At 35.6% G+C, this 14,299-nt stretch carries 10 protein-coding genes; 4 read left to right on the top strand and 6 right to left on the bottom strand.

The window, feature by feature from the left end; all coding sequences use genetic code 11:
- Position 1: 1 nt before the first annotated feature.
- From WH267_RS00885 to WH267_RS00865, 5 genes are all read right to left on the bottom strand, one after another.
- Positions 2 to 1,477 carry a peptide MFS transporter gene (locus WH267_RS00885; RefSeq protein ID WP_340004826.1) on the bottom strand — a complete coding sequence of 492 codons (1,476 nt, stop codon included), beginning with the start codon at positions 1,475 to 1,477 and terminating at the stop codon, positions 2 to 4.
- 23 nt (positions 1,478 to 1,500) lie between these two features.
- On the bottom strand, positions 1,501 to 2,493 hold the full coding sequence (locus WH267_RS00880) for a PDDEXK nuclease domain-containing protein (protein WP_340004824.1): 993 nt from the start codon (positions 2,491 to 2,493) through the stop codon (positions 1,501 to 1,503).
- Positions 2,494 to 2,552: 59 nt separating this feature from the next.
- The gene (locus WH267_RS00875; RefSeq protein WP_340004822.1) at positions 2,553 to 4,307 is read right to left on the bottom strand and encodes a peptide MFS transporter; all 1,755 of its coding nucleotides are present in this window, start codon (positions 4,305 to 4,307) and stop codon (positions 2,553 to 2,555) included.
- Positions 4,308 to 4,444: 137 nt separating this feature from the next.
- Entirely contained in the window at positions 4,445 to 6,100 is a 1,656-nt protein-coding gene (locus tag WH267_RS00870) for a peptide MFS transporter (protein ID WP_340004819.1), read from the bottom strand.
- A gap of 157 nt (positions 6,101 to 6,257) precedes the next feature.
- Positions 6,258 to 8,387, bottom strand: coding sequence for a S9 family peptidase (locus WH267_RS00865; RefSeq protein ID WP_340004817.1), 2,130 nt, complete (start codon positions 8,385 to 8,387; stop codon positions 6,258 to 6,260).
- A gap of 148 nt (positions 8,388 to 8,535) precedes the next feature.
- Between WH267_RS00865 and WH267_RS00860 the strand changes: the two genes are divergently transcribed.
- Positions 8,536 to 9,009 carry a hypothetical protein gene (locus WH267_RS00860; protein ID WP_115971910.1) on the top strand — a complete coding sequence of 158 codons (474 nt, stop codon included), beginning with the start codon at positions 8,536 to 8,538 and terminating at the stop codon, positions 9,007 to 9,009.
- An 11-nt stretch (positions 9,010 to 9,020) separates the two neighbouring features.
- Positions 9,021 to 9,209 (top strand): DUF6496 domain-containing protein, encoded by a 189-nt coding sequence (locus WH267_RS00855; protein WP_115971909.1) that lies wholly within the window; start codon positions 9,021 to 9,023, stop codon positions 9,207 to 9,209.
- Between the two features lie 67 nt (positions 9,210 to 9,276).
- On the opposite strand, the gene glgP is transcribed toward WH267_RS00855, so the two are convergent.
- Positions 9,277 to 10,944 (bottom strand): alpha-glucan family phosphorylase, encoded by a 1,668-nt coding sequence (glgP, locus tag WH267_RS00850; protein WP_340004811.1) that lies wholly within the window; start codon positions 10,942 to 10,944, stop codon positions 9,277 to 9,279.
- A 202-nt stretch (positions 10,945 to 11,146) separates the two neighbouring features.
- Here glgP and WH267_RS00845 point away from each other — a divergent pair, with 202 nt between their 5' ends.
- Positions 11,147 to 11,944 carry a hypothetical protein gene (locus WH267_RS00845; RefSeq protein ID WP_123321724.1) on the top strand — a complete coding sequence of 266 codons (798 nt, stop codon included), beginning with the start codon at positions 11,147 to 11,149 and terminating at the stop codon, positions 11,942 to 11,944.
- A 159-nt stretch (positions 11,945 to 12,103) separates the two neighbouring features.
- On the top strand, positions 12,104 to 14,206 hold the full coding sequence (locus WH267_RS00840; protein WP_340004810.1) for a T9SS type B sorting domain-containing protein: 2,103 nt from the start codon (positions 12,104 to 12,106) through the stop codon (positions 14,204 to 14,206).
- Positions 14,207 to 14,299: the final 93 nt, after the last annotated feature.

Raw genomic sequence — 14,299 nt, 5'->3', positions numbered from 1 at the left:
TCTATTTTACATCCTGCATTAATTTTTTCACGAGTGAAGATAGCAATATTAATACCACTCCGGCAACTAATGCATAAATACCCAGTGTTTTATATCCATCTGTATAAGCCAGTAGTTTACTCATATTAGTATTTCCTGTATTGGATTCAGATAAACTTGCTCCAATTTTTCCGGCAGCAAACTGTCCGAATGCACTTGCTAAGAACCATAACCCCATCATCATTCCAAACATTTTTTTAGGAGATAATTTGGTAATGATAGACATCCCGATCGGACCTAAGCACAATTCTCCGAAAGTAATAACAAGCCATGTAAAAGTAAATAAGTTAAGTGAAGATTTTCCATCTGCACCTGCAAAATATCTCAGACTATAAAATAAGAAGAACCCTGCAGCCAAAAATAAAAATCCAATTCCAAATTTATTAACAGTATTCGGTTCTAATTTCTTTTTATTCAAACCTACCCAAGCTAAGCCTATAAGTGGGCTGAAAATAATGATAAAGAAAGAATTGGCACTGTTATTAATTACATTAGGATCCATTCCAAAGCCCAGTAGACTGTGTACAAGGTTGTCTTTTGCAAATAAAGATAAAGATCCTCCACTTTGTTCATAAATAGAATTGAAAACAAAATACATGAATATAAACACAAATGCAGCAATCAGTTTCTTTTGATAAGCTGAAGTCTGTTTTAAAGTTTCCATGATGAAGTAACCTACAGCTGCAATACCAATAAGATACATGAAATAATCTGTAAAGCTTGTATTTTTAACCATGATGAAGATAAGTGGCATGCTTAATAATGCTCCAATATATACCAACACTTCACGTAATGTTCTCTTTGATTTAGGAATGAACTGCAATGGTGAATCACCAATTGGGCCTAATGTTTTTCTGGTAGCAAAAAATGTAATTAGACCTAAAAGCATTACTACAGCAGCTGCCAGGAAACACCAAGACCAGGAATGATATTTTCCAAGATAAACACATAGAGCTCCACCTAGAAGACCTCCAATATTGATTCCGGCATAGAAAAGGCCGTATCCGGCATCTCTTCTTGGGTCATCCTCTTTATAAAGTTCTCCAACCATAGATGAAATATTCGGTTTGAAAAAACCGGTACCTATGATAGAACAGGTAATCCCAAAATAGAAAAAGTCATGGGGCGAAAGGGCTATAATAAGATTTCCAACAGCCATGATAAGGCCTCCAAAAACAAGAGATTTTTTGAAACCTAATATTTTGTCCGCAAAAATACCTCCGATAAAAGTAAATGCATAAATAAAAGCCTGTATGGCTCCATATTGTAAATTAGCTTTGTCTTCCAGTAATCCCAATTGATCTACCATGAAAATGGTAAGGACTCCTCGCATACCATAAAAGCAGAAACGTTCCCACATTTCTACGGTGAATAAGGTCCAAAGCTGCTTTGGATATTTTCCTTTAAAATTTTGTATTTCTTCTAGAGTTAAGCTCATAACGATATATGATTAATTTTTAATTAAGGGTTTTTATTTTCCTGATCCAGTTCAAAACGGATTCTGTCCTGGTCGATGATTTGTTTTAATTCTTCTTCTTTGGGGAGGTACAGCAGATATTTGCTTGCAAATAAATTATTTTTATCATTAAGTACCGAATATTTTACAATGGTTTCATCCTTTTCAGAACAAAGTAAAATACCGATTGTTGGATTGTCTCCTTCACCTCGTTTCAGATCATCATACATTCTTACATACATATCAATCTGCCCGATGTCCTGATGAGAAAGTTCCCCGGTTTTAAGGTCGATAATGACAAAACATTTTAAGATATAATTGTAGAAAACAAGATCAATATAAAAGTCTGAAGTATCCGTGGAAATATGTTGTTGTCTTGCTACAAAAGCGAATCCTTTTCCAAATTCCAGTAAGAATTTCTGAATATGATCTATGATGGCGGTTTCAATTTCTTTTTCTGAAAACTGTTCATCGGCTTTTAAACCCAGAAACTCAAAAATATAGGGATCTTTTAAAATACTGTGGATGCTTTCAGTTGGAGATTTTTTATGCTCTAGAACTCTTTCGTAGGCCAGGGAACTGATTTGTCTTTTTAAGTCCCTTACATTCCAGTTATTTTGTGCTGCTTCATTAAGATAATATTGTCTCTTATTCTTATCATCCTGGCTTGAGAGCAGTCGGTAATGAGACCAGCTCAATTGTTGAGACAATGTGTCAACAATTGGAAAAGCAATGTAAAACTTACGCATATTAGAAAGGTTTGTGTAATCAAAGCCTTTTCCAAACTCTAAAGTAAGCTTCTGAGAAAGATTTTTTAGAGTATATTTTCCATATTCTGCCCGTTCTTTCCCCTGTTGTTCATCTTCAACTATTAGTTTTCCGATCTGCCAATACGTAAGCAGTAGTGTAGAATTCGCTATTCGAAAAACCTTTTCGCGCGACTGTCTAATGATATCCTTTACGGATAGGAATAAAGAATCTTCGGAAATTTCCATCATACGAAAATAAAAAAAACCTCCGACTTAGCAGAGGTTTTATTCATATTTTGTTAATGCAGTTAGTTTACACCGTGCATCATTTTCTTTAAGATAGGTGAAAGTAAGCCTAAGATTACAGAAGCAATACCACAAAGTACAACGAATACCATGAAGAATTCAAATAAGTTATGAATCTCAAATCCTACAAAAGTAGGGTTGTGTAATGGTAGCTGAGCCTTTTCAAATGCTGCAACCTGATCTGTAGTAAGAGTTACTTTTTTATCTAAAACATCCTGTAAGTTTACCCCAATTTCCTGAGCTTTCTTAAACTTATCACCTGTTGCAGGAATAAGCGCTCCTAATGAACCTGCTAAAGCATATCCGGCAGCATTGGAAATAAAGAAAACACCATATAATAAAGAAGCAAATCTTTTTGGAGCTAATTTACCCACCAAAGAAAGTCCGATTGGAGATAAACAAAGCTCACCACAAGTTTGAATGAAGTATAAAAGCATTAACCATTTGATGGCTAATAGACCTGAATTTCCTAAATCTTTAACGTTATGTGCGATGATAAAATAAGAAAGAGCAATTAAAGCTAATCCCATTGCTTGTTTGAATGGAGATACCGGCTCTTTCCCTTTTGCTCTCAGTTTATCCCAACATAAACTGAAAGGAACTGCTAACAGAACTACGAAAATACCATTAAAAATCTGAACCATTGAAGGAGGCATATTCCAGCCAAAAATATTTCTGTCTGTCTGGTTATCCGCAATAAACGTTAATGAAGACCCTGCCTGTTCAAAAGCAGCCCAGAAAAAGATAATGAAGAATGAAACAATATAAATTACCCAGATTCTCTGTCTTTCAATTTTATTTTCAGCAGAAGACATGATAAGAAATGCTAAGGAAATACCAGCAGCATAGATAAATGGATATATGATTCCTTTAATCATTTGCCCCATTTCCACTGAGTTAAATCCGAATTCTCCTACCAATAAATATCTGAATACAAAGAATAGAACAACAAATATAGCTACAGTTGCTCCTAAGAATCCCCCTGAGAATTTTGCCGTCTGAGATTCTCCTTCTTCAAAATCTGCAGTTGAATTGTTCTTCGGTAATCCTCCGATAGGTCTTCCCTCAGGCGTTACTACATATTTATTTTTAAGAATAAAGAATGTTACAGTTCCGATTACCATTGCAATTGAAGCTGCTAAGAATCCCCATTTGAAAGCAAAAATATCTCTTACTCCAGTGGTAGCATCTTTCACATCTCCTACATAAGGACAGATAAACTGACCTAAGAAGGCTCCGATATTGATCCCCATATAGAAAATGGTGAAAGCAGAATCCAGTTTGGATTTTTCCTGTTTCGGATAAAGGCTTCCCACCATTGATGAAATGTTCGGTTTGAAAAAACCATTACCAAAAATGATAACAAATAAAGCCAGCCACATAATAAGCTTAGCACTTCCAATATCTGTAGAGAACGTTGATGCACTGATGAATAATAAAAACTGACCAATGGCCATAAGTGATCCCCCTACGATAATTGCAAATCTGTTTCCAATGTATTTATCTGCAATAAATCCTCCCAAAAGCGGAGTTAAATAACATAAAGCTAAAAATCCACCATAGATAATGGCTGCATCTGCTTCTTTTATCAATAAGGAATTTACCATAAAGAGCGTTAAAAGTGCTCTCATTCCATAAAAGTTGAAACGCTCCCACATTTCCGTTCCGAATAGAACCCATAATCCTTTTGGATGTCTGGAATTCTTATTCTCTACCAATTCATCCGGTTTCGGACTTATTGCTTCAATATTATCCATTTTTATTCTATTGTTAATTTTTGTTAAGACTGACAAATATAGTTTATTTTGGGTTTTTGGCAAGGTTTTAATTTTATTTTTAAATAAAAAAGCTGCAGACTCAGTCCGCAGCTTTCTATTCTTTATAATATCAAGGATTAATGTCCTTTTTCCTTCATGATTTTATTTAGTCTTTTTAACATTGAAAGGCCTAAAAGCGTAGCAAATATTAACAAAGCAAAATTCACAAGGAAATAATTCGTTTTGTTTTCATAGTTATACCATGTACTCGCCAGAATACCGGAAAGTTTATTTCCTACTGAGTTAGCCAGGAAGAACCCACCCATCATTAAAGCTGTAATCCTTGCAGGGGAAAGCTTGGAAACGAATGAAAGTCCCATTGGTGAAAGACATAACTCTCCAATAGTGATGACTCCGTAACTGGCTACCAGCCATAAAGGAGAAACTTTTACGGCTCCGTTGTCACCAGCCATTACTGCCAGAACCATGACAAGGCATGATAACCCTGAAATAAATAATCCCAGAACGATCTTGGTAGGTGTTAAAGGTTCTTTACCTTTTCTTCTTAACAGCGCCCAGAACCCTACCACAACCGGAGTTAATGCAATCACCCAGAATGGATTGATGGATTGGAACAGTTCTGTATTGTATAAGTAAACTTTACTTTCAGGATTTTTTTCTAAAGCAGCACGCTGTTCCGGGGTGATATTTTTAAAGTAAACATCTTTTCCTGTTTCTTTTTTAGTATTTCCATTGTCATCTTTCTGAGAACGGAATTGGTTATCATACACAGGAACTTCTTTGTCTTCGTAGCTTTTCCCATCAACCATGTAGATTCCTTCCAAAGGCTTTTCCAAAGAAACAGGAACACTTCTGTCTGTATAATAATTGGCCCATCTCGTTAAAGCAGTACCATTCTGCTTGAAAACCGCCCAGAAGAACATACTGATCAGGAATACAGAAAGTAATGCTCCAATGGATGCTTTTTCATCAGGCTTAGCTTTAAAGTAAAGAGAAGCATAGAAGTAAATAACAGGAACACAAGCAAAAATAAATGCATCTGTACTGTCACTTCCAAAAATATTGTTAGGAATAAACCAACCGATAGCTCCGGCAGCAATAGCAGGAACAAATACTTTAAGCATAATTTCAGAAAGTTTTGTATCACCTTCCTGTACAGGTTTCATCTGTGCTGCATGGATATAGTGTTTTCTTCCGATCGTGAAAATTACCATCCCGATAAGCATCCCGACTCCGGCAGTAATGAAAGCTTCACCCCAACCGAACTTATTACGCATAAATGCTGCAATAATGTTACAGATAAATGCTCCTATATTGATTCCCATATAGAAAATATTATACCCCGAATCCTTGTTTGCTTTATATGGTTCTTCAGAATAAAGATTTCCTAAAAGGGTAGAAATAGTAGGTTTAAAGAAACCGTTACCAATGATAATTAATGCTAGGGAGGAGTAGAATAAAGGCAAATCTTTGAAAACACCCATTCCTATATATCCGGCAGCCATTAAGAAACCACCAAGGTAAATAGATTTTATATATCCTAAAACTCTATCCGCTAAGAATCCTCCAATAAATGGAGTAAGATAAGTTAATGCAATATAAGTTCCGAAAATATCATCAGCAGTTTTATCTGGTAGTCCCAGACCTCCTTTCATACCGGTAGGTTCGATGACATACAGAACAAAGATTCCAAGAATCAGGTAGTACCCGAAACGCTCCCACATTTCTGTAAAGAAAAGATAAGGCAGCCCTTTAGGATGTTTAGTCTTCATATATTCAAATTTCAATTTCCCCAAAAATAAGTTTTTAATTTCAATTGATAAAATAAATAAATAGAGCCCTAAATGATTAATGAAATAAATATAATAAGGCATCTCAATAGTGAGATGCCTTATTATATTATTGGACTGTTTAAAGTCGCGGCTTGATTTATAAATTATTCAGAATGAAATCTGTCATTTTCTGAAACAGTTGCGGCCTTGTCTGTCCGCCATAGATTCCGTGGTTTTTATCCGGGTAAGCCATGAAATCAAATTGTTTTTTATTTTGAATCAAAGCTTCAGATAATTCCATAGAATTTTGGAAATGTACATTATCATCGGCAGTTCCGTGGATTAAAAGGAATTTTCCTTTCAATAGGTTCGCATACTCAGTAGGAGAATTCTTATCATATCCATCAGGATTTTCCTGAGGCGTTCTCATGAATCTTTCTGTATATACTGAATCATAATACCTCCAGTTGGTTACCGGTGCTACAGCAATTCCCATTTTGAATACATCCGCACCTTTTGTCATGGCTAAGCTGGTCATATAACCTCCAAAGCTCCATCCGAACATACCGATTCTGCTTTTATCAACATAAGATTGGTTTCCGAACCATTTTGCGGCAGTAATCTGGTCTTCAATCTCATATTTTCCAAGGTTCATATAAGTCACCTTTTTATATTTTGCTCCTTTATAACCTGTTCCACGTCCATCTACACAAGCCACAATATATCCTTTCTGTACAAGGTGATTGAACCACATGGCATTTCCATTGTCCCATGAGTTGGCAACCTGCTGGGATCCCGGGCCGGAATATTGGAACATGAATAACGGATATTTTTTATTAGGATCGAAATTTTTAGGTTTCATTACCCAGGCATTCATCTGATCGCCTACAGCATTAGGAATGGTGATGAATTCCTTCTCAACAAAATTATCGGATTTCAGTTTCTGAAGCTGATCATTATTATTCTGAAGCTCCTTTACTGTTTTTCCATTACCATCTTTTAAGACGTAAGTATACGGTTTTGCAGCAGTAGAAGAAGTTTCAATGAAATAATTGTAGTTTTTACTGAAATTCGCAGAGTTGTTTCCTTCTGCATTAGAAATCAGCTGAGACTTTCCGTTTTCAATATTCACTTTAGAAACCACTTTATTGATACTCCCTTTTTCTGTAGTCTGAACGTAGATCTCTTTAGATTTTGGATTAAAACCATAGTAGTCGGTTACTTCCCAATTTCCTTTAGTAACCTGGTTTTTTAGTTTACCATCTTTATCATACCAATATAAATGACGGTTTCCGTCTCTTTCAGAAGCCCAAAGGAAAGAATCATCATCAAGGAATTCAATGGTAGGACTGTCTGTTTCAATCCACTTATCATCCGTTTCTGTGAATAATTTCTGTACTGCTCCTGTTTTAGTATTCACTTTTAAAACATCTGAAGCATTTTGAATTCTCTCCGAAGTAATCAGAACAATTTCATCTGCTTTTGCAGTCTGTAAAACATTAGGAATATAATAGTTTTTGAAAGAACCTAAGTTCAGCTGTATTGCTTTTCCTGTATCAAGACGGTACAGCTGTGCTGAAACTACAGAATTTTTTTCTCCAGCTTTAGGATATTTGTAACGCATTTCTGTGGGATAAAGATTTTTTCCGTAGATAGGAATGTAAATCTCAGGAACCTGGCTCTCGTCAGATTTTACAAATACAATGGCATCAGAGTTTTTTGTCCATTCATATAGCTTTGCATGTCCGAATTCCTCTTCATATACCCAGTCTGCCAACCCATTAAGAATAGAGTTTTTCTTACCGTCAGTAGTAATTTGAGTGATTTTTCCTGATACTAGATCCTGATAGAATAAATTGTTATCAGAAATGAAAGCTACTTTTGTGGCATCAGGTGAAAAGCCAGGTTCCTGAACAGGCTTTCCTTCATTTAAGCTGATTACCTTCCCTGATTTTAAATCTTTTACTTCAAATTTTCCCAGGAATGAATGTCTGTAGATAGGCTGGCTTTCTTTCTGCAAAAGAATTTTAGACTCATCATCAGAGAATACATAGCTTTCAAAGCTTCCATCCACGATATTTCCTTCTTTTTGAGATGTTTTATAAGAATATTTTGCAATTCCTGACGGCTCAATAACAAGGTAATTTTCACCGTTTTTCATGGAAGTAATCCCAGCAATACCTTTACCACGGTAGTATCCTGAATAAATTTTATCTAAAGTTATTTCCTGGGCTGACACATTATGAAATGCCGCTGCTATAGTCAAAGTTAAGAGTAGTTTTTTCATTTCTAATTTTAATGATTCCAAATTTAATAAATCTTACTTATATAACCATATAAAACAAATCTAAGACATTGTTGTGATTTTTTTTAAAAAAGGCAATTTGGCAAAAAAATTGAAGTATATAATTACCAATCAATCAAAAAGGATAATTATGGAAACGAATGCATACAACCAGAAACTGAACCGATATGTATTGAACGACCGAATTGTTTATACAGGTTTTTCCAGTTTTAATGATGCACAGGAATGTGCCAGCAAAAAAGGTGGAATATTAGTGGAAGTAGGGTTTAAAGACGGAAACGATAACCCAGAAATTACAGATGAAGCCGGTTTGATAGAGAAGAAAATTCATTACTATGTGTATGCAGGCGATGAGTATAAATTTATCCATTCATCTGATCCCGGATTTAGAAAATATGCAGATGAACTGCAGAAGATTAAGGCAAAAAATGATAAAACCAGTCCGGATGAAAGATATTTTGCCAACTTTGAAATTGAAAATATAGAAGACCCGATTATTGTGATCAAAAATGATCAGTTTCAATCGGTGACATCAAGAGAGCGTTCAAAGTATTTGAAACATGCCAGAGTTTATGAACTGGGGGTATCCCTGCCAAAATCTTAAAAATTCTTATCATGAGCAAAACCAAATATTCAGACAAAGCTCAGGACAAAGTAGGAAAAGTAATGCATGAATTTAAGGAAGGAAAATTGAAATCTTCTTCCGGGAAAAAAGTAACGAGCAGAAAACAGGCTGTAGCTATCGGTATTTCTGAAGCAAAGGAAAAAGGGCTGAAAGTGCCGGCCAAAAAGAGAAGCAAGTAATTTTAAATATAAAAGACCTGGAATTTTTTCAGGTCTTTTATTTATATGGTGAAGGAGCAATATCAGATTAATTATTGGTCTGATTGTAAAGCACTCTATAATATTCATCCGCCATTCTGTCGCTATTGAAGTGATCTTTTACATCGTTCATAGCATTATACTGAATCTTCCTCCACTGATTCGGGTTATCATAATAAGTGGGAAGGATTTCATTTTCAAGGATTTCGTATAATGTATTTAAATCATAATTATCTTGTTCATAGATGCTCATATTCAGGTAATCGGCTTTTGGAACTACAAAAGAATTTTCTCTGTGTTTTGCAAATTCCGGGATCCAGCCGTCATCTGTTGATAAGTTGACAGAACCGTTCATAGCGGCTGCCATTCCTGAAGTTCCTGAGGCTTCTCTCGGAACTCTTGGATTGTTTAACCATAGGTCAGATCCTTGCTTTAAGGATTTGCTTAAAGAAAGTTCATATCCTGTAAGAACAGCCATATTTTTATGATTCTTACTCTCTTCAACCAAAGTGTTGAACGTAGAAATGGCTGAATAATCCATTGGATAAGGTTTTCCTGCCCAGATGATCTGTACCGGATATTTCGGATTGTTCAGAAGCCTATAGAATCTGTCTTTATCATGTAAAAGTAATTCGGCTCGTTTATAGCCTGCAAATCGTCTGGCCCATACAATAGTGAAAACATTAGGATTGAAAAGGTTTCCGGTCTGATCTGCTACAATACTGAACAGCTCTTTCTTTAAAGACTTTTTACGGAAATCGAAAACGATATCATCATTTTCATCTTTTGCATTGTAAAGTGCCTTGTCTGCCCAGTATTTGAATTCCTGAGCATTGGTAATAGACGTGATTTCACAGATTCCAGGATATTTGTTCCACATAGTACGGGAAACCACTCCATGAAGCTGAGACACTCCATTGGCCATCCTTGCCATTTTCAAGGCACAGAGTGAATGATTGAAACGTTCGTCATCTGTTCCTTCAATAGCCTTTACCTCTTCCATGCTATAGCCAGAGAAATAAGACATATCATGACATAATTTGAAATTATGTTTCTCGTTTCCGGCTTCTTCCGGAGTATGGGTTGTGAAAACCAGTTTTTCTTTAACCTTGTTAAGATCTCCGTTGTATTTTCTTAACAGATAAAATGCTGCCGGAAGTCCGTGTGCTTCATTTAAATGATAAACCTCCCTTTCTATGTTCATTTCATCCAATAATTTGGCACCTCCTTTTCCAAGCAAGATATATTGAGCAAGTTTAGTAGATTCATTCGCATCATACAGCTTATGGCAGATGGTTTTTGAAACGTGATCGTTTTCAGGAACATCTGTGGAGAGAAAAAACATAGGTGCTGTATTGAAGATTTCAGGATCAAGATACCATACTTTTACCCAAACAGGAGCGCTGTGAATTTCGATCTGAAATTTTATTCCGGTATCCTCAAGAAAGCTGTACATTTTTCTTGTCCATACCGGCTGTAAGGTCTGATCGTGGTTTCTGGCCTGGTCATAATATCCAAACTTCCAAAGAATACCAATTCCGATAAGGTCCTGTTTCAGATTATAGGCACTTCGCATGTGGGATCCGGCCAAAAAGCCAAGTCCTCCGGAGTATATTTTTAACACCTGCTCAAGGGCAAATTCCATTGAGAAATAGGCTGTTTTTTTTGAATATTGGGGATTGATATTGTAGGGTGTTTTAAAATTCCTAAAATCCATAGAATGCTGGTTTGTGTTTGAAAAGACAAAGGTATTAATAATGAAAATAAACTTTACATTAATTAATCAATAAATTAATTTTAAAAGTAAGCGTCGAATAGTTTTTTTACCTATCTTTAAGAGTGTAAAATTTTGATTATCAAAAACTTTTAATGGTGAAAGCCAATGGCCACATGTGTTTAATTAAATAAAAAAATCACACATGAAAAAGACGTTTTCTGATGAAGATCTGATTAAGAATCTGAGTTTATATTACCTGAACCGGCATTTGAAAAAAAAGCCCATAGAGAAGTATCACCGTACCATAGATGAGTCCCCACTTCATGACCGTGAAAAATACAGAAAGAAGTCGGAGATCCTTCTTCTCAACTCTTTTATGCATCATTTTCCCGATGTGAAATTTGAAAACCTTACCTGCGAAAGTCCGGACTTTATCGCAAAACTGAACGACAAAAAAATCGGAATAGAATTGACCGAAGTGATCAATCATCTGGAAATGAAGAAGGTGGAAAGTACTTTGAATAAAATGTTCCGTCAGGCAGAAATACTATTAGAACAGGAAGACACTACGAAATATCGTGGTGTTTATTTTTTAGAGTTTCACCCGAATCTAAAGCTGGATAATCTGGAAGAGCAGGAGGAAGATATTATCAATATTTATAAAAGTATAAAAAAAAATAAAGGAATAGGCTGTGTGAAAAGTGTAAGAAAGTCTTTTCACAGAAGAAATGTTTTCATTACTCATGAATACAGTATGAATCTTTTTGATGAACTCTGCTCAGAAAAAATTCTTGAACTCATTGAAAAGAAAAATGAAAAATTTCCTTATTACGACAGTTCTGTGGATGAATGCTGGCTGGTGATTGTTTCGGATATGAATTCCATTGCTTCAAGATATACATTCATTCAGGATAAAGAACATCTGAAAGAAGTGAAAAGCCCTTTCCATAAAATTTTTCACCTGGAAAATCTCTGTGGTAATATTACAAGTATAAAATAGTTGTTTTGGTGTTGAATTTTTAATTAATAATGGGATTTATTCTGAACTTCGCAAAAAATATTTGATTTTTTATATTTGTAATTAAATAATAGGTATATTTGATATAAATCGGATATTAGTCTGACTCAAAATGACTTAACCATCAAAACAAATATATCTATGAGAAAAATTTTACTATTTACTTTTTTATACATTTCCCATTTTCTATACTCTCAACAAGATTGTGCTACAGCACTGGCTGTTTGTGGAAACTCGAATATTACATACAGTCCTTCAGGGTATGGTACTATCAAAGAAATGGTAAATTCCGGAACTTGTATAGATATATCAGGAGAACATAATTCGATCTGGTATAAAATTACTATTGCTACAGGAGGCACTCTTACATTTGATCTCGTTCCCAATAATCAGGATGCAGATTATGACTGGGCTATCTTCGGTCCGAATGTGAATTGCGGAAGCCTCGGATCTGCCATACGTTGCAATGCTGCAACAGTGGTGGGAGTGGGAGCTGCAACAGGATTAAATATGACGAGCACTATCACGAATGGAATTGGGGGGTCAGCAACGCCTTATTGTAAATATTTGGATGTGCTCCCCGGAGAAACCTATTACTTATTTATTGATAACTGGGTAAGCGGTACGAGTAGTACAACAGCTCCTTTCTCATTAACATGGGGTGGAACAGCAACTTTAGCATCTCCTTTTACAGATCCTAATATTCAGCCTAACCCTTTTGTTCCACCCGGAATCCCCGGTGCTAATCCTGCAGATCCGAGAGAGGTTATTATTTGTGGATCTACTGTCGTATTTAACTTCAGTACTTTATCAACGGGCATTATTAATGGGAATCCAGATTTTAATGTAAGTTATCATACCAGTGCAAATGATGCATTAACAGGAAATAACCCTATTACAACTCCCCAAACTGTCAATACAAATACTGTTTTTTATTATAGTATAAGTTATACAGACCCAACGAATCCGAGCAGTCCGCTCAATAAATGTAAACAGACCGGAAAGTTTAAATTCAAAGACGGTTCAATTAAAGCAAAAGATGCCACATTAACGGAATGTAACAATAATAATGCAGGAACGGCTCTTTTTAACCTGACTAACGCCGATGTTATAGCAATTACAGGTGTTACAAAAAGGTACTATAACAGTATGTTTGATCTTAATTCAGGAATTAATGAGATTACAAATCCTACAGCATTTGTATCTGCAGAAGGAATTGTTTATGTAAAAGTTACGTCAGAATTTGGCTGCAGTTCAGTCGCAAAAATTACCTTGAAATTCCATCCTGTAGTTGTTGTTTTTGAAGCAACTTTGACTTCATGTTTCATAGAATCCAATCCGAGTACCGGATCTTTTAACCTTAACAATGCTCCGGTAACAACTCCTGATAATACAGATAAAAAATATTATCCATCCGAAACCGATGCAATCAATCAGACCAATGAGATTACAGCAGCAATGACGTATATTGCTCCTAATGGAGTAGTGTATGTAAGGGTTACCAATGCCCGGGGATGTTATGCTATTGCTAAAGTGAATTTAAAAGTGACTCCGCCGAAATACTCTGATGTGCTTCAGGATAAAATCATATGTGTAGAAAGTAAAACCACCCTGGATGCCGGACCTGGATTCAAAAGCTACCTGTGGAGTACCGGAGCAACAACTAAAACTGTTACTGTAGGAGTTGGGGTATATTGGGTAAAACTTCAAACGGGGGACTGTTTCACCACACAGACAGTAAAAGTAATTCCATCTGAAGTGCCTGTTATTTCTAATATTGAGATTTCCAATAGTACAGTGGCTGTATCTGTAATAGGAGGTATGCCACCTTATCAATATTCGCTGGATAATATTATATGGCAGGATTCTAATGTTTTTACCAGTCTTCCAAGAGGAGAGTATAAGATACTTGTGAAAGACGCCTATAATTGTGAGCCTGTAAAGGTAGAAATTGTTATTCCAAATCTGATTAATGTAATCACTCCAAATGCTGACGGCGTAAATGATGTGATTGATTATTCAGCGCTGGCAGGCAAACAAAATCTGATAATTAATGTTTTTGACCGATATGGAACCAAGATTCATCAGGCTGATAAGCTGAATGGATATAAGTGGGACGGGGCTGTAGGAGGAAGAAAAGTTCCTACAGGTACTTACTGGTATTCCGTATTGTGGAATGAGAATGATAAAAAGAATACTCCTGTTAAATTTACAGGATGGGTATTGGTTAAAAACCGGGAATAACTATTATGTTATAAATAAAATCCATAGATAAAACCATTTCGGAAGAGGTGGTTTTTCTTTTTGAATTTTTTACATTAGTTATCAAAATAGAAA

This window comes from Chryseobacterium sp. MYb328 (genome assembly GCF_037572595.1).
Classification (GTDB): domain Bacteria; phylum Bacteroidota; class Bacteroidia; order Flavobacteriales; family Weeksellaceae; genus Chryseobacterium; species Chryseobacterium pennae.
Note: the sequence above shows the minus strand (reverse complement) of the source record. Positions and strands in the feature narration are given on the sequence as shown.